The following is a 15,990-nucleotide window of genomic DNA, read 5'->3' as shown; positions in this document are numbered from 1 at the left end:
CAATCTAAGGGGGAGAAGCAATGCAGGCAGGTCTAGAAAAAGCCAAGCAGCATTCCAAATTATCGTTGCCCAAACTGGTGAAACGCGCCGTCATTATTTTGTTGGGGGCGGCGCTCGTCTCGGTCGGACTGGAAAACTTTTTGGTGCCCAACAACATCATTGACGGGGGAATCGTGGGCATCTCGATTATTACCTCGCATTTGTCGGGTATTCCGATCGGTGTATTTCTCTTATTATTCAACCTTCCGTTTTTGTTTATCGGGTATAAGCAAATCGGTAAAACGTTCGCGTTATCTACCTTATTTGCGGTTTCCCTCATGTCCGTCGGCACATGGCTGCTTCATCCGGTGCCGCCGCTGACGACCGATCCGCTGCTTGCGGCAGTGTTTGGCGGCATTATTCTCGGTATCGGCGTCGGCATGGTCATCCGTTCGGGCGGCTCGCTCGACGGCACGGAAATTATGGCGATTCTATTCAGCAAGAAAACGCCGTTCTCGGTCGGCGAAGTGGTCATGTTTTTTAACCTGTTCATCTTGAGCAGCGCCGGCTTCGTGTTCGGATGGGATCACGCGATGTATTCGCTTATCGCTTATTACATAGCCTTCAAGCTGATCGATATTACGATCGAAGGCTTCGATGAATCCAAATCCGTCTGGATCATCAGCGAGAACAGCCGCGAACTCGGGGACGCCATTATGCACCGTTTGGGCCGAGGGGTAACTTATTTGCAAGGCGAAGGCGGATTTACCGGCGGCAACAAGCTGGTCATCTTCTGCGTCATCAACCGGTTGGAAGAAGCGAAGCTGAAGTCGATCGTCGAGGAGCTCGATCAAGCCGCATTTCTCGCAGTCGGCAATATCCACGACGTGAAGGGCGGACGCTTTAAGAAAAAGGATATTCACTAAAGAGAAAAACCGTCACGGCCATTCGTTTCAAGGCAGGGAGCGCATCATGCACGCCTGCTTGGAACGAGGGCTGTGGACGGTTTTTTTGTAAACGGCGATCAATAGTAGCGGCGGGCGCCGAGATATTTGGAGCCCCAGTAGCTGCTGTCCAGCTTTTGAACGGCGATTCCCGCAGAGCGTGTGGCGGAGATGAACTCGCCGTTGCCCGTATAAATGCCGACGTGGGAGACGACGCCGGGCTCGTTCAATCCGAAGAATACCCAGTCGCCGGGCATGAGACGGTCCCGGTCAACCGCAAAGCCCATGCCGGCCATGACGGACGAGCTGGTCCGATTCATGGGGACTCCCTGCTTCGAAAGCAAGTAGTAGATAAAACCGGAGCAATCGAAGCCGGCAGGCGTGCTTCCGCCCCACACGTAGGGCGTACCTATGTATCGTTTTGCATCGGTGAGGATAGATTTCTTCACAAGAGCGCGGGATAGCGCGATCCGTGTCGTTCCGTCAGCGGCGCCGGTCATCGGCAAACTGTAGGCTTGCTGAAAAGAGCGGACGGCCTGTACCGTAAACTGGCCGTAATATCCAGTAGCATTCGGATAGGTGAAATACCCAAGCGATTGAAGACTTTGCTGCAATTCCGTCACCGCCGTTCCGGATGTGCCCTGGGATAGGACGATCGGGGTTTGTTCGCCAGCCGCGTAAGTCGAATCCGGGAAAACGGAGGGGACCGCGATCAGGCAAGAAGCGGCGATCGTTAGCAGCAATCCTTTTGAAAACGCTTTCTCGAACAAAATGCTTCAACTCCTTTTTTCCTTCTGCAGGGGGCAGATGAAGTTGTTGTCATTTTATACGCATAATGGACGAGCGGCAATGTATAAATATTGGTAGATTGCAAAAGGAGGCATTTCCGGCCATGGATCTTGAGAAAGAATGGTATCCGTATGTCAGCCCCTTCGACCCTTGTCCGCCGATTACGGTTAAGACCTTTGTTATTCCGCCAAATCTGTATATTCAATTTCAACCGCCGGGGCTTCCTCAATATCCCCCGCTTCAGGCGCTCCGGTGCGGTACGCTCTGGCCTGCGCTGTACAGTCCATACGAATCCAAACATTGCTGAAAGGATAGGAGGTGAACGGCATGAAACAACCGCTGCCCCCTCATTACTACACGCTGCTGGAGGAGCTGCAAGCGATCGATTTCGTGTTGGTGGAGTTGACACTCTATCTGGATACGCACCCCGATGACGCCCAGGCGTTGGAGCAGTTTAATCAATGTGCGCAGCAGCGCCAGCTTCTGGCCCAACGGTACGAGTCCGAGTTCGGACCGCTTCTGCAGTATGGCCACAGCTTTTCGGGGTATCCCTGGCAATGGTGGGAGCCGCCGTGGCCGTGGCAGGTCTGATTCAAAGCCGACCAGGAGAGGAGACTTGAGCGATGTGGATCTATGAGAAAAAGCTGCAGTACCCGGTCAGGGTCAGCAAGTGCGACCCGCGCATGGCGAAGCTGCTGATCGAGCAGTACGGCGGTGCGGACGGCGAGCTGGCGGCGGCGCTGCGGTATTTGAATCAGCGATATTCGATCCCGGATAAAGTGATCGGACTTCTGACGGACATCGGGACGGAGGAATTCGCCCATTTGGAAATGATCGCCACAATGGTCTATAAGCTGACCAAAGACGCCACGACGGAACAGCTGAAGGCCGCGGGATTAGATGAGCATTACGTGAATCACGATCGGGCGCTGTATTACAACAACGCGGCGGGCGTACCATGGACGGCTACCTATATTCAGGCCAAAGGCGATCCGATCGCCGACTTGTATGAGGACATCGCCGCGGAGGAAAAAGCGCGCGCCACTTATCAATGGCTGATCGACATGACGGACGACCCGGATTTGCAGGACGGTCTGAAATTTTTGCGCGAGCGCGAAGTCATTCATTCGCTCCGCTTCCGCGAGGCGGTGGAGATTTTGAAGGCGGAGCAGGGGGCGAAAAAGGTGTTTTAAGGGAACCGGGCTCGGAGGACAGGCAGAGGGGGTTCATATATCGTTTTCATTCTCTTAAAAACGATGGCGTCCGGAACGAGTAGGAAAATCACTCCGTACGCCATCGTTTATTTTTTATGTGAGGACATCGTTTGACAATCTGTGACAATCATGGTTCTATAAGACGTGATATGTTTATGCGGATGTCAGGAGGAGAAAGGGAATGACGACGAACAAGAGAACACCGGAAGCGATGATCTTCGATTTGGACGGGACGCTATTTCAGACGGAAACGCTGCTGCTGCCGGCTTACCACGCTACATTCGAACAGCTGCGTGCGGAAGGGCTGTTTCAAGGGGAAACGCCGGATGAGAAATACATTTTGAGCGGGCTTGGCATGCTGCTGGAGCATATATGGCAGCTGGTGATGCCGGATGCCGATATAGCGGTTCACCGTCGTGCGGACGAGCTATTGCTGGAGCTGCAAGTAGAGAGGATGGCGCGCGGCGAAGGCAAGCTGTATGACGGCGTTGCCGACACGCTGCGGGAACTGCGCCGGAGGGGTGTGCGGCTGTTCATAGCCAGCAACGGTCTGGAAGCTTACGTCAAAGGCGTTATCCGTCACCAAGGGCTGGAGCCGCTTTTTGAAGCCGGAGGCTTGTACAGCGCAGGGGAATATGCGACCCGCTCCAAGGTGGATCTCGTGCGGCAGCTGTTGGACAAGTACGGCATCGAAAACGCTTGGATGGTCGGTGACCGTTCCTCGGACGTCGAGGCGGGACATGCGAACGGGCTGTTTGTGGTCGGCTGCGATTATGCGGGCTTCCGCAAAGAGGGAGAACTGGATCAGGCCGATGTTCGCATCGCGGATTTCCGTGACCTTCCGGCATTGCTCGAAGCGTAAGGAACGGAAAGACTTTTGTTTTGAAGTCCCGGACCCGGATTCGCTGCCGGGTATAAAAAACATCGATGACGCATCGGTGTTTTTTTATGGACAAAAACCGGAAATCCGGCCCAAAAGAAAAGACCGCTGCTTTAAACAGACGGGTCTTGGTGTGATTCGCTTTGTGGGGATTGCGGTACAAGGTCCAAATGATTGGTATCGGTTTTGGGCGCCGCTTTCTTTTCGAGCAGATGGAGAGCGAATTCGATGGGGCGGCGAATTGCCCTGCGGTACGTCTGAAGATCTCCGGTTAATCGGAACACGTCGCGCGAAGGCTTCGGATTGACTTCCAGCAGCCATACATGCCCCGACGGATCGACCGCCAGATCGATGCCGGCTTCGCAAAACGTGCCGAACTTGGCTTCGAGATGCTGCGCGATATGGATCCCGAGGGTATAGGCGGTTTCCTTGATGCTCTTTACTGTCTCTTCCGTCCTGAAGCGGTTTTTGAGCATCGTTTCCATCGAGATTGCCGTCCCGCCGCCGTGCAGATTGGAAGTGACGGAAAACGGCGGTCCGATACGGCCGGCGCATCCGGTTACCTGCCACATTCCTTTGCCGTCTTTTTGCACCAGCATCCGAAAGTCGTGCACCCGACCGTCCTTCAGCTCAAGCGGAATGCCCTGCTGCACGATGTATTTGCTCTGCAACCCCCAGCCGGCAAGCCGGGTCGGAATTTGCGCTGCGGGCACCTTGGTCGCCGGCAAAATGCGGCGATTCGCATCCCTTCCCTGCATGAGATACCCACTGCTTCCCCGCAGCCGCTGCAAGCGGACAATACCGCGTCCCCCCGTGCCGCTTTTCGGTTTCATGTACACAATCGGGTACTTCTTAAGAAACTGCTCCAGCTGCTTCCGGCTTTTGTAATGAACGGTGGAAGGCAGGTGCGGAGCGATGTTTTCATTTTCCGAGAGCAGGCAGTGCACGGTCCATTTGTTGGCCAGAGGCCGGCTCAGGTAGCGGAGGTTGGTATATTTTTGACGGAAGCGCGTGATCTTGCGGTAATTGTCCGCCCCGTGATACCGGCACCGGTCATAGACGATCGGCGGAAAGCCGACCCACCTGCGGGTCCATGATCGGGTAGCTTTGTTATAGACGAGCGCGTGAATCCGCGTTCGGTTGTCATCCACATCGTCCGGGGTGAATACGAACACGTCCACCCCGAGTTTTTGTCCATACATGCTTAGTTTGCGGTAAAACGAAAGCTCTTCTAGCTTCCGTCCCGGCATATAAATGGCCAGCACGCCCAGTTGGGGATTCAAGTGCAGCTCACCTGCCTGTTCTTCTTATTAATCGCGCTCGGTGTTGAATTGAGCCAGAAGGGGGAAGGCATCCGTTTTTTTAGGAGGGCGTTTCGGTTTGCGCTTGGCCAAATAGATGGAGTACAGGATCAGATTTTCGAGCGATTTTTTGCGGATCGGCGGCTCGTCGAATTTCATCGGCTTGGAGTTTGCCTCGAAAAACCAAATGTGCCCTTCTTGATCGACGCCGAGGTCCATGGACATTTCGCCTAACATATGGCCGCTGGACTTCTCGATCTGCTTCGCGATGGTAAGCGCCGCTTTTTTGGCGCGGGTGATGATGCGTTTGCTGCCGGGCCCGCCGAAGGAATAGGTTAGCAGCTTGGTGGGATCGTCAATCGAGCCGCCCCGTGGAACGTGGGTCGTGATGCTGAGTTTTCCGGCCAGCCTGGCGCCGATTCCCGCGACGCTCCACTGGCCTTTGCCGTTCTTTTGCACGAGCACCCGCAGATCGAACGGACGCTGCTTATAGCTGGAGAGGGGGATTCCCTGTTGGATGATGTAGTCCTTGCCCCCGATCAGCTCCTGTACTTCCGACCACAGCCGGGAGACGCTGGGATAACGGGAGATATGGCTTTTCGTCTTTTCCTGAATGCTGAGCTCAAATGTTTTGGACTTCGTATCGACAAGGCTTCGGCTTACTCTCATGATACCTTTGCCGGCTTTGCCGCGAATCGGCTTGAGATACAGAAACGGGTACTCGGCAAGCAGCTTGTCGAGCTCCTCGCCGGAGGAGAGGCGTCTCGTGTCGGGAATGTAACTCTGCGTCTTCTCGGCATGATTTAGCCATTCGAACAAGGTCCATTTATTGAAGAAGGACGGATTGAAAAAGCGGACCCTTCTCTGCCGCATGCAGGTTTGAATCACCTGCTGCACCTCGGGCAGCAGCTCGAATTTGCGGTAAGGAATCCGGTTATATATGACGTGGGGGGCGGGAAACACCCCTTTTTTCCACGTTTTGTCGGCCTCATTGTAGGTGTATCCGACGACTTTGCGTCCGGACAGCTTGAAATCAGCCGTTGTCATGACGTAGACGAGAACACCGCGCTCTGCACCGGTTCGGATCAGGTCGATAAAATTTTCTTGATTCCCGCGAAAAATTCGCGTTTTATCCGAGTGAGTAAGAATGGCCAGCGTCGGATTTTCGCGCTTGGACGGTGCGTTGGTGTTGGTATCCACTCAGGAATCCCTCCTTGACCGAAATCGGCTCAAGTAGAGGCAGTAGTCGTAGATGTTTTGCAGCGAGGCTCTTCCTTGTTCCTTCAGCGCCGGGTGCTTGAAAATGGACCGTCCCGGCTTGGAATTCGCCTCGAACATCCAGAGGTGTTCGTTCTGGTCAATCCCGATATCGAAGCCAAGCTCGCCCAAGGTATGCCGGTAATTCCGCTCGATGTCCTCCGCCAGCTTGACGGCGGTTTCTTTGGCATTCGCGAGCACCGCATCCGCCCGGTTGCCGAAAATTTGCCGGAGTACCTGTTCGGGCGTCATAAGCTGCCCGCCCGTGCGCACATGGGTCGTGACGCTGCCTTTGCCCGCTTTCTTGGCCCCGATGGCGGCAACGACCCATTGGTTGGCGTTGTTCTTGGTCATATGGAAACGGAAATCGATCGGACAGCTGTCGAGTTCGATCAGGCGAATCCCCTGTTGGGCGACGTAGTTGTTCAACCTTCCGCTCTGCTTGTTGAGCAGCGACATGAGGGCCTCGAACCGGCTGAACCGCAGCAGCACGTTGCGCCCCCCGCGCCGGAAACGGGCATAGTAGCCGCGTTTCGGATTGTACGTCAGGCGGAAAATGCCGATGCCGAGGCTGCCGCCGGTCGGTTTCAAATAGATGAATTTATGCTTTTCCAGCATTTCCTTGATTTGCGAAGGGGTGGGGTTGTTCCGGGACTCGGGAACGTAACGGGAAGCTTCGGTGCCTTCCAGCAAATTGTACACATCCCATTTGTCGAAAAAAGTCCAGTTGAAGAGCGGAATCCCTCTGCGAATAAACCGCTGCTTGAATGCGTTCATCGACTCGAGCCGCTCCGCCTTGCGACTGGGCAGCCGATTGTAGATCACATCGGGTAGCGGCATCGTCTTGCGTACCCAGCCGCCTTCGCCTCGCGGGAGAACGGCGCTGACGGTCGCTTGAGACCAGTTGACGCTTTGAGGGGAAAACCCGTAGTAGAATGCTTTGTCGGAGCCGGCGCGCATAAACTGCCGGATAAACTCCGTCCGATTGCCGAACGGAGCGTTGCCTCCTCCCGTAACGCTGGTCAAGACCCCGATCAGCGGGCCGATGCGGATGTCTTTGCCGTTGCTGCACGTGATCATGCTGGTGCCAGCCCGCGGAATGCGAAGCTGCGTGTAAAGGAATGACGGCAAATACAGATGGTTGCCGTTCTTTTTCAGCAGCTTCAAACCTGCGTATACGCTTTTGCCTCCGAGGTGCAGATGTATGTTTCGTGTTTTGGATACTTTAAGCGCCCGCGCCAATTCGCCGGAGAGGTAGACGACCCGCTCCTGACGCTGGGTGACATGAATCGTGCAAGTTGTCAAGCTCATGTTGAACCTCCTAAGAGTTTTGCCGCAGGCAAAACTTTCTTCGAAAGCATGGGCTGAGTTTTGCCGCAGGCAAAACTTTCTTCGAAAGTGTAGGTAGCACTTTGCCGGGCATTGTTAAGGCTGCTTTTGCCTGACGTTCGCCTGCGCACGCGGCTGTCGCAGCAAATACCGCGCGTAGCGCAGCGGGTTAGCCAGTGCGTCCTGTTTGGCTTGGTCGTCTTGTAAATAAGTAAAGATGGAGCGGCCGGGTTTGGAATTCACTTCGAGAATCCAACTATTGCCGTCCGTGTCGACACCGAAATCGATGCCGAGCTCGGCGAGCCGCCCGTGACAAGATTCCAGCGCTTCCGGAAGCCCCACAGCGAGCTGTTTCAGCTCGTGAAGGAGCTTCTCGGCGCGTGTCGGTCCGAACTCGCGGGCCAAGAACGGTCCGATGGGTTCCACCGTGCCCCCGCCGTGCAGATTGGAGGTGAGGCTGCCGTTCTGCCCCCGGCGGACGGCCATGCCGGTCAGCTTCCAACGGCCATCGCCGTCTTTTTGCACGAGCGCGCGCACGTCGTACGCGTCGCCGTTTTGCGACTGCAGCGGCAAATACTGCTGCAGCAAATAGCTGCGCTGCGCGACGAAGCGGCGCAGCCATCGAAGCAGCGCCCCGGCGTCGGCGAAGCCGCACGCGACGGCGCGGTTGCGCGGATCGCGCCCGCGGACGGTGAACGCCGCTCCGGCGGCGTTCGCCGTTCCCGCGGGGGACGCGCTTTCGCGGCGAACGAGCAGCACGCCGCGTCCCTGGGAGCCGCCGCGCGGCTTCAGAATCGCTTCGCCGCGCTGTCGGAGCCAATCCGCGAGCGTTCGCATGCTGCGCAGCGGCTGCGTCTCGGGCAGGTGGCGGTCAAACCGGCCGTCCCGCCGAAGCGCTTGCTGAACGTCCCACTTGCCCTTCAAGCCGTGACCGAGCAGTCGGACGGAGGACTGCTGTTTAAGACCCTGCAATGCGTTCCGATAATCGGCGTATTGCCTCCGGGCGGTGAAAAAGCAGCGGTCATATACGATAGCCGGCAGTTCAAAGGTCAGGATGACCCACTCCTTGGACGCCGCATCATAGACATACCCGGTTACTTGCGGCCGGGACCAATCGATGCCCTGCGGAGTAAATACGAATACCGTCAAACCGCTGCGGCTCCCGAGGATGCACAAGCGGCGGTAAAAACCGCGGTTGGCAAAAGGCGGATGTTCATCGGTTTGCGTCGTCATGATGCCGACGGTACTTTTGTTCGGGCGGTGTGGTTTCATCATGCGCTTTACCTCGATCCGTTCAAGCTGCATCGTCGGAGGACCCCGAATTATCCCATATACGGGGGCAGGTTATCGGGGAAGAATCGCTTTCAGGCTCACCGATCCGGAAGCTTGGCGAACCGGTCAAAACTTCGTCGCGAAGCGGGCGTACTGAACCAGCTTCTTGACGGAGGGGCGGATCTTGAGCCCGGCCGCCATCTGCGTATTGTCCTCCTTCGACGGTTTCGAATTGACTTCAAGCAGCCATACCCGGCCATTCGTATCGATCGCCAGATCGATTCCAAGTTCGGCATAATGGCCTGGGACCTGCTCTTCGATACCCTTGGCAATTTGGATGGCTGCCCGTCTTAGCTTGCCTAAACCGCCCGCCGCCGAGGCCGCCCCCGAGCGTCCCAAAGCGTCCTTGGCGGTCGTCAGCGTGCCGCCCCGCGCCAGATTGGAGACGAAGTGATGCGTGCCGGCGATTCGGGCAACGATGGACGTAATGCCCCATTGTCCGGTATCCCCGCGCTGCACCAAGGCCCGAAAATCGACAGGCCGGCCGTTCACGGTCAGCAAGCTGAGCCCTTGCTGAATTTGATAGCGTTGGGTTTTCAATTTGCCCGAGATGCTGCTGTACAGCTTGCCAAGGGTGGGAAAGGACTGCTTACGGGCGCCGCCCAGATTCGTGAAATGGCAAACGTATCCGCCCGGCTGTTTTTTAATCCGAATGATGCCTTTTCCAAGGCTGCCGGTAATCGGTTTGAGAAACACGGTCGGATGCTTGGCGCACATCGATTTGAGAAGCTGGAGGTTCCGCAGCAAATACGACTCCGGCAAGTACGGATGCAGACCCGTTTCCTTGCGGAGGGCATCGAACACTTCCGTCTTGTTTAAATACTTTTCATTGAAGAGCACCGCATTATGGCGGCTCTTGGCTTGCGTCACAAAGTACTGCACGTTGGGACGGTTTTCCAGCTTGCGCGAGGTCAGACGGTTATACAGCACGTGCGGCACCGGGAACGTCGTTTTTTCCCAGCCGCCGGTTGCCTTGACGCGCCATCCCCGAACATGGTCGTTCTGTCCGCGTAAATCCTCGGGCGTGCTGAAAAACACCGATGCGCCATACAGTCTGCATGCTTCGGAGAGCTCGCGGCTAAAGGCGGTGTTCGCCCCGAACAGCCTGTCGGCGGAATCGGCGTAAACGCGGCTGACCATGACACCGATCAGCGGGCCGAGATGAATCGTATGGGTTCCGGTTTTGTATTGAAGACAGAGCTCATCCCCGTGGGCAAGCCCACACCTGGAAGCTAACGAACCGCTCAAGCGCAGCACGCCGGCCTTGGACGAAGAGATGACCGAAATCTCCTCCCGGGCAGAACCGAAACGGAGTTGGAGAGGCTGCTGCAGCGGAATCTTCCATTTTTTTACGACAGATTCGCTGAGCGTCAGAACGGAGCCGTCCGAGGAATTGCCGGCGCTTTGGATCTGGATCTTCACCTTTGTTCTTTTCATGCGGAACTCCTTCCCAGCACCGGCTTGCCGCAAGACATGCCGCAACATGCTTTGAACATTGAGAAGCGAACTACTGCATCATATGAGGGCGTTTAAGCCTTGGTAAAAAAAACTCCCTATATCGGGCAAGTGCCCGCAGGCCCGTCGACTCCCGCCATAACTGGAATACATTTGCCGGAGGAGGGAAAACCTAACAAGCGATATGTACTGCCGGGAGGAGGGAACTTATGTCGGAGCAAGATCTTTTTGAGCCTTTGCGTTCCGTTCTGGAAAAACACGGTCAGCTGCAGACGCGGAGCATCCCGAATGCGCAAGGGACATGGATGCTGATGTATTACGGAGACTTGGCCGACGCCAAAATTTTGCAGACGCAAGTGATTCCTCCCATGCAGGAAAAAGCGCCCGGGGGAGTCTCCTTGGAAACGCTCATTCGCCATCTGCCGGTGGATCAGCAGGAGAAGGCAGGGGATATCGACCGGGTGGTGAAACGGTTGATCTCCGGCTGGACATTGCTCCTCTCCAGCGTGGAACGCGGAGGCTATTTGCTCAACACGGCGTTGAAGATCGACCGCAGCGCCACGAGCCCCGAGGTCGAATCACAGATCACGGGCCCGCAGGTGGCACTGACCGAATCGCTGCAAACGAACATCTCTTTGATTCGGCAATATTTACCGGACACGCGGCTCCGCTATGCGTCGTATCAGATCGGCGAAAGCACGCACACCGAAGTGATGCTGCTTTACATGGAGGGCGTTGCCCCAGTCGACGAAGTTTCCTTAATGAAAGACAAGCTGGCGAACGTGAAATTCAAAGGCATTACCGACAGCTCGATGCTTTTGCAAAAAATCGACGACAATCCGGAGTCGCTGTTTCCGCAAATGATTTCCAGCGAACGGCCCGACCGGATCGTATTGAACTTGATCGAAGGCCGTCTGGTTATTCTCGTCGACGGCAGTCCGTTCGCGCTGCTGGGACCGTCGCGCTTTTTCGACTTTTTCAAATCGGCCGAAGACCGGTATATACGCACCAATATGGCCTTGTTTTTGCGGCTGCTCCGCTTGGCCGCTATTTTCATCTCGGTTTTTTTCACGCCGCTGTATGTGGCCGCCTTGACGTACCACTACCAGCTCATTCCCTCCAATATGCTGGTACCGCTGGCGCAATCGCGCTCCAAGGTGCCTTTTCCTCCGCTGATGGAGGCACTGCTGCTGGAATTCATCATCGAACTGCTGCGGGAAGCGGGAGCGCGGCTTCCGACCAAGGTCGGTCAGACCATGGGTATCGTCGGAGGTATCGTGATCGGACAGGCGGCGGTTCAAGCCGGATTTACCAGCAATATTCTGATCATCATCGTGGCGTTGGCTGCGCTTTCGTCTTTTATTACGCCGGTCTACATTATGGGTGCGGCGATCCGAATCTTGCGCTTTCCGATGCTGCTGCTGGCCGGGGCGTGGGGGGCGGTCGGGATCATGACGGGAGTCAGCTTCGTTCTGATTCATCTGCTGCGCGTCAAGACTATCGGCCAATCCTACTTGCATCCGCTCTATCCGTTTCATATCGGCAAGATGCGAGCCAAGCTGCCGATCAGCTTCCGGAGCCTGAGTCAGGACATTTATGAAGAACCGGCAGGTGATTCCCGGTGAGGACCAGCAAACGGACGAAGCCGCTCAACGCTTACGTCCTTTTCTTCATCATTTCGGGGACGCAGCTTGGCGATCCCGCGCAAAACTTTCAACGAAACGTCTACATCGCGGCCGGCCACGACGCCTGGGTGTGCATGATTTTAAACGGTTTGCTGGTCAGCGCAGCTTTGTATGCGATGATCAAAACGATGGAGTATTATCCGGACAACGATCTGTATCAGATCCATCAGGAGCTGTTCGGCCGTTGGCTGGGCAAGCTGTTCAATTTTGCGTTCGTGCTGTATTTTTTTGTGCTTTGCTTTACCGTGCTCCATTCGTATACCGAAGTCGTCCATACCTGGCTTTTTCCGGACATGAACAGCTGGCTGTTCAATACGCTGATGAGCCTGCTGTTTCTGTACGGCGTGACCGGGGGAATACAGGTTATCGCAGGGTTTGCGGTCGTGTCGTTTATATTGTGGCTCTGGGTGTTCCTGCTGTACTATTTTCCGTGGAAATATGCGCAGGTCGATCAACTGCTTCCGCTGCTGGAGGCCAAGCCCGGGCAAATTGTAAACGGCATGCGGGCTGCTACTTATCCGATGCTTGGCTACGAGCTGGTTTGCTTTTTGTACCCGTTCATCCGGGACAAGCACAACGTGCAGAAGTATTCCCAGCTGGCTATCGTTTTTACGGTGTTCACTTACTGCACGCTGCTGATCAATGCCATTGTGTTTTATGCGGGAGAGCAGTTGAAGCACACGGTATGGGCAACTTACTCCTGGTACAAAATCGCGCAAATTCCGTTCGTTGAGCGGTTTGAGATCGTCGGGGCCGCCTATTGGATGATTCTGGTGCTGCCGAACAATCTGGTGCTGCTGTGGGCATCGACGCGCGGCATGCGCTCTCTCTTCAAGCTGAAGCAAAAGTACGCTCTCTATGCCTGCTGCTTGATCTTCGTGCTGTCGTCGGAGCTGCTTTTTACGCACGAGGATGTGGAGTGGATGTCCAATCTGCTTGGAGAAATCGGAATTTATCTCGTCTGGCTGTATCCCATCGCGTTGTTTGTGCTTGTCCGGTGGAAGCGCGGCCGCGGGAAGAAGAAAGGAGCGGGGGCATGAAGCTGAAACGAACGGCCATGACGGCGGCCATGCTTCTGCTGGCGGCTTCCGTCGTGGCGGGCTGTGTGCAGGCCCGGGTGCTGGAGAGACTCGGGCTGGTCATTGCCGCCGGATACGACGAAGCCCCGGGAGACAAAATTCTTGGCACCTCGGTGCTCTACGAGATTGACCCGGGAGCAAAGGAGCGCTCCAATGTCATTACGTCGACCGCATATACGAGCAAGGGGCTCCGGTACAACAGTAATATCGAATCGCGCAAAAAACTGACCTCGGGCCAGCTCCGGGTCGTCGTATACCATGAGGACTTGGCGCGCAAAGGATTGACCGAGCTCGTCGATACGATGCTGCGCGATCCGGAGGTCGGCTCGGCTGTCTATTTGGCCGTTTCCAAAGGACGGGCCTACGATCTGATGACAAGACGCTATCCCGAGATCGGCAATGTCGGCGAATATTTGTTTCAATCGATCCGGCAAAACGTAGAAAGCGAGGAGATGGTCTCTCCGATTCTGCATGAATACATCCGCGATCTGTACTCACCGGGGAGAGACCCGGTGCTCCCGTACATCGTTCAACGGAATAACGAGATTATTTTATACGGAGCTGCTCTGTTCCGGGGAGACCGGATGGTCGCGACGATGCCGCTGCGCAAAATTTTTTATCTCCGGCTGTTGCGGGATCGATTCTACTCCGGGATGACGGAGATTGGCCTATCGCCGGAAGCGCTCGGCTCGATCGTCTCCCCGTCCAAAGGGCAGAAGCAGATTTATCTTGTGCTCGATTCGGTGAAAAGCGAAAGCCGGATCCGGTTGACCAATGCGAAGCAGCTGGCATTCACGGTGCAAGTTCGCTTGAGCGGGAGGCTGCAGGAGATCTCGTCACCGGTCAATCTGCGGAACCGGCAGGTGATCGAACTATTGGAGCGCGAAGCGAGCAAGGCGGTTCAAGCTAACGCGATGGCGTTTATCGAAAAAACGCAGAAGCTGAACGTCGATCCCGTCGGCTTCGGAGAGAAGTACCGGGCGCAGCACCGGGGCAGCGGCCTGACTGTGGACAAATGGAAGCAGCTGTATCCGAAAGCCAAGGTGCGTGTCGAGGTGAGCACGAAAATTTTGCGGACCGGCCAGACGGATTAGCGGTTGCCGGCGGAGGCAACTGCCCCGGCGTTGTACCCGTCGATCCACCGTACCGCTTCGGAGATATACGGTACAGTGCAAGAAGCGCGGGCTTGCACGTCCGGGTGGCTTGAAGCCATGGCGAAGCTGTGCGGCGTTACCGCAAACATGGACAAATCGTTGAAGGCGTCGCCGAAGCAGGCCGTTTCTTCCGGGCGGATATTCAGCTTCTCCAGGAGGGCAAGCAGGCCGCTACCTTTGGAACTTCCCTTGGGCATGACATCCAAACAATCGATATCCGAAATATACGCGTCAACCGCTTCCCCGTATCGCGCCAGCAGCGTTTGCTGAAATTCGCGGAGTCGGCCGACATCGCCCATGAACGAAATTTTGCCGCAGACGAGGTCGCGTCCGAGCCGCTCCCGGAGGCCCTCCACCGCCTCGAAAGGAGCCATCAGCCGCGGGGCGAGCCGCTGCGCATGCTCGCTCCACCGTTCCGTCATGTAGCGGTCGGGTCCGGCGAGCAGCGTCAGAAACGGCAGGCCGGCTGCCGCCTGCGAGAGCTCGACGATCAATTCGCGCTCGAACGCGTGGTGGCGGATCAGCTCCCCGCCGGCTGCGTGCACGTAGGCGCCGTTTTGCGAGATGCAGTGGGCGGTGATTCCGACCGTTTCCATCACCTTCGCAATTTCCGGACGCATGCGTCCGGAGGCGAAAGCGACGTCAACCCCGCGTCCGATCGCGTCGTGCAGCGCCTGACGGTCCTCCGGACGGATTGTCCGGTGCCCGAGCAGCAGCGTGCCGTCTAAATCGCTAACGATCAGTTTAATCATCGTTCGTCCACTCCTTCGGCGATCAGAATTTCGATATTGTGCCGACGCAGCGCTTCGCTCATCGGCTCTGCAGGCGGCCGGTCCGTAATGACAATATCGATGCAATCCAGTCCCGCTACCCGGTAAAATTGGCGGAGACCGAACTTCGTATGATCCGCCAGCACGATCACTTGATCGGCGCGGCGGATCATCTCCTTCATAACATAGCCTTCCTCCTCGAAGGGGTTGGTCAGCCCGTCCGGCGTCAGCCCGCTGGTGCCGAGGATCAGCTTGTCGGCCTGATAGTCGCGAAGCATCTCGAGCGTTCGCGCGCCGGAAATAAAACGGTGGTGCGGGTGGACGACTCCGCCGAGCAAATGCACGGTGCTGCCTTGTTTGGGAGAGAGGAGACCGGCAATGTCGATCGAGTTGGTCACGATGACGTGGCCGTCGGTTCGAAGCTGCTCCGCCGCATGAAGCACCGTCGTGGAAGCGTCCATGAACAAGTAGTCGCCGCTGTGGATCAGCGAAGCGGCGAGCCGGCCAATCGCCCGTTTCACGTCGGATTCCGCTTGCAGCCGGTCGCGGTAGCCCGAGATGTCTTTATTCAGCGAAGGCCAGATCGCTCCCCCGCGCGTGCGCAAAATTTTTCCCTGCTCCTCCAGCTTGACGATATCCCGGCGGGCCGTATCCCGGGAAACCTGAAACAGCTCGCAGATCTCTTCCACGGAAATGCGCTGATGCGCTTGCATGTGCTGTAAAATGGCGATTAACCGTTCCTCCTGATACATGACAGGCTCCTTCCGATGCAGGATGACAATATCTTTAACCGCATTATAAGCGAAAGTACTTAAATGTTGC

The 15,990-nt window shown here is 56.3% G+C and carries 16 protein-coding genes; 8 read left to right on the top strand and 8 right to left on the bottom strand.

What is annotated here, in order from left to right:
* Positions 1-20 precede the first annotated feature (20 nt).
* Positions 21-905 (top strand): YitT family protein, encoded by an 885-nt coding sequence (locus tag QJ48_RS22940; protein ID WP_054975804.1) that lies wholly within the window; start codon positions 21-23, stop codon positions 903-905.
* A 98-nt stretch (positions 906-1,003) separates the two neighbouring features.
* Here QJ48_RS22940 and QJ48_RS22935 read toward each other — a convergent pair whose 3' ends face one another.
* On the bottom strand, positions 1,004-1,693 hold the full coding sequence (locus QJ48_RS22935) for a C40 family peptidase (protein ID WP_054975803.1): 690 nt from the start codon (positions 1,691-1,693) through the stop codon (positions 1,004-1,006).
* 122 nt (positions 1,694-1,815) lie between these two features.
* Here QJ48_RS22935 and QJ48_RS36200 point away from each other — a divergent pair, with 122 nt between their 5' ends.
* The 4 genes from QJ48_RS36200 to QJ48_RS22920 all read left to right on the top strand — a co-directional run bounded on the left by QJ48_RS36200 (position 1,816) and on the right by QJ48_RS22920 (position 3,788).
* Positions 1,816-2,019, top strand: coding sequence for a spore coat associated protein CotJA (locus QJ48_RS36200; protein ID WP_082420644.1), 204 nt, complete (start codon positions 1,816-1,818; stop codon positions 2,017-2,019).
* 20 nt (positions 2,020-2,039) lie between these two features.
* On the top strand, positions 2,040-2,303 hold the full coding sequence (locus tag QJ48_RS22930) for a spore coat protein CotJB (RefSeq protein WP_054975802.1): 264 nt from the start codon (positions 2,040-2,042) through the stop codon (positions 2,301-2,303).
* A gap of 32 nt (positions 2,304-2,335) precedes the next feature.
* Positions 2,336-2,905, top strand: coding sequence for a manganese catalase family protein (locus QJ48_RS22925; protein WP_054975801.1), 570 nt, complete (start codon positions 2,336-2,338; stop codon positions 2,903-2,905).
* A 202-nt stretch (positions 2,906-3,107) separates the two neighbouring features.
* Positions 3,108-3,788, top strand: coding sequence for an HAD family hydrolase (locus tag QJ48_RS22920; RefSeq protein ID WP_054975800.1), 681 nt, complete (start codon positions 3,108-3,110; stop codon positions 3,786-3,788).
* Between the two features lie 131 nt (positions 3,789-3,919).
* Here QJ48_RS22920 and QJ48_RS22915 read toward each other — a convergent pair whose 3' ends face one another.
* The 5 genes from QJ48_RS22915 to QJ48_RS22895 form a co-directional block, all read right to left on the bottom strand.
* Entirely contained in the window at positions 3,920-5,089 is a 1,170-nt protein-coding gene (locus QJ48_RS22915; RefSeq protein WP_054975799.1) for a YheC/YheD family protein, read from the bottom strand.
* A gap of 27 nt (positions 5,090-5,116) precedes the next feature.
* On the bottom strand, positions 5,117-6,307 hold the full coding sequence (locus QJ48_RS22910) for a YheC/YheD family protein (RefSeq protein ID WP_054975798.1): 1,191 nt from the start codon (positions 6,305-6,307) through the stop codon (positions 5,117-5,119).
* Positions 6,308-7,675, bottom strand: coding sequence for a YheC/YheD family protein (locus QJ48_RS22905; protein WP_054975797.1), 1,368 nt, complete (start codon positions 7,673-7,675; stop codon positions 6,308-6,310).
* Between the two features lie 114 nt (positions 7,676-7,789).
* Positions 7,790-8,998 carry a YheC/YheD family protein gene (locus tag QJ48_RS22900; RefSeq protein ID WP_237763034.1) on the bottom strand — a complete coding sequence of 403 codons (1,209 nt, stop codon included), beginning with the start codon at positions 8,996-8,998 and terminating at the stop codon, positions 7,790-7,792.
* Positions 8,999-9,091: 93 nt separating this feature from the next.
* Positions 9,092-10,462 carry a YheC/YheD family protein gene (locus QJ48_RS22895; protein ID WP_054975796.1) on the bottom strand — a complete coding sequence of 457 codons (1,371 nt, stop codon included), beginning with the start codon at positions 10,460-10,462 and terminating at the stop codon, positions 9,092-9,094.
* 227 nt (positions 10,463-10,689) lie between these two features.
* On the opposite strand from QJ48_RS22895, the gene QJ48_RS22890 reads away from it, so the two are divergent.
* The 3 genes from QJ48_RS22890 to QJ48_RS22880 are packed head-to-tail and all read left to right on the top strand — an operon-like array spanning position 10,690 to position 14,338.
* On the top strand, positions 10,690-12,105 hold the full coding sequence (locus tag QJ48_RS22890; RefSeq protein ID WP_054975795.1) for a spore germination protein: 1,416 nt from the start codon (positions 10,690-10,692) through the stop codon (positions 12,103-12,105).
* On the top strand, positions 12,102-13,205 hold the full coding sequence (locus QJ48_RS22885; protein ID WP_054975794.1) for a GerAB/ArcD/ProY family transporter: 1,104 nt from the start codon (positions 12,102-12,104) through the stop codon (positions 13,203-13,205). The genes QJ48_RS22890 and QJ48_RS22885 overlap by 4 nt, the downstream gene beginning before the upstream one ends.
* A complete protein-coding gene (locus QJ48_RS22880) occupies positions 13,202-14,338 on the top strand; it encodes a Ger(x)C family spore germination protein (RefSeq protein ID WP_054975793.1) in 1,137 nt (378 codons plus the stop codon). Before QJ48_RS22885 ends, QJ48_RS22880 begins: the two co-directional genes overlap by 4 nt.
* Here the strand turns inward: QJ48_RS22880 and QJ48_RS22875 are convergent.
* The gene (locus tag QJ48_RS22875; protein WP_054975792.1) at positions 14,335-15,150 is read right to left on the bottom strand and encodes a Cof-type HAD-IIB family hydrolase; all 816 of its coding nucleotides are present in this window, start codon (positions 15,148-15,150) and stop codon (positions 14,335-14,337) included. The genes QJ48_RS22880 and QJ48_RS22875 overlap by 4 nt on opposite strands.
* On the bottom strand, positions 15,147-15,920 hold the full coding sequence (locus tag QJ48_RS22870) for a DeoR/GlpR family DNA-binding transcription regulator (protein WP_054975791.1): 774 nt from the start codon (positions 15,918-15,920) through the stop codon (positions 15,147-15,149). Before QJ48_RS22870 ends, QJ48_RS22875 begins: the two co-directional genes overlap by 4 nt.
* Positions 15,921-15,990 lie beyond the last annotated feature (70 nt).

The sequence above is a fragment of the Paenibacillus sp. A3 genome, assembly GCF_001399685.1.
Lineage (GTDB): Bacteria > Bacillota > Bacilli > Paenibacillales > NBRC-103111 > Paenibacillus_G.
This window is presented reverse-complemented; position numbering and strand designations above follow the sequence as displayed.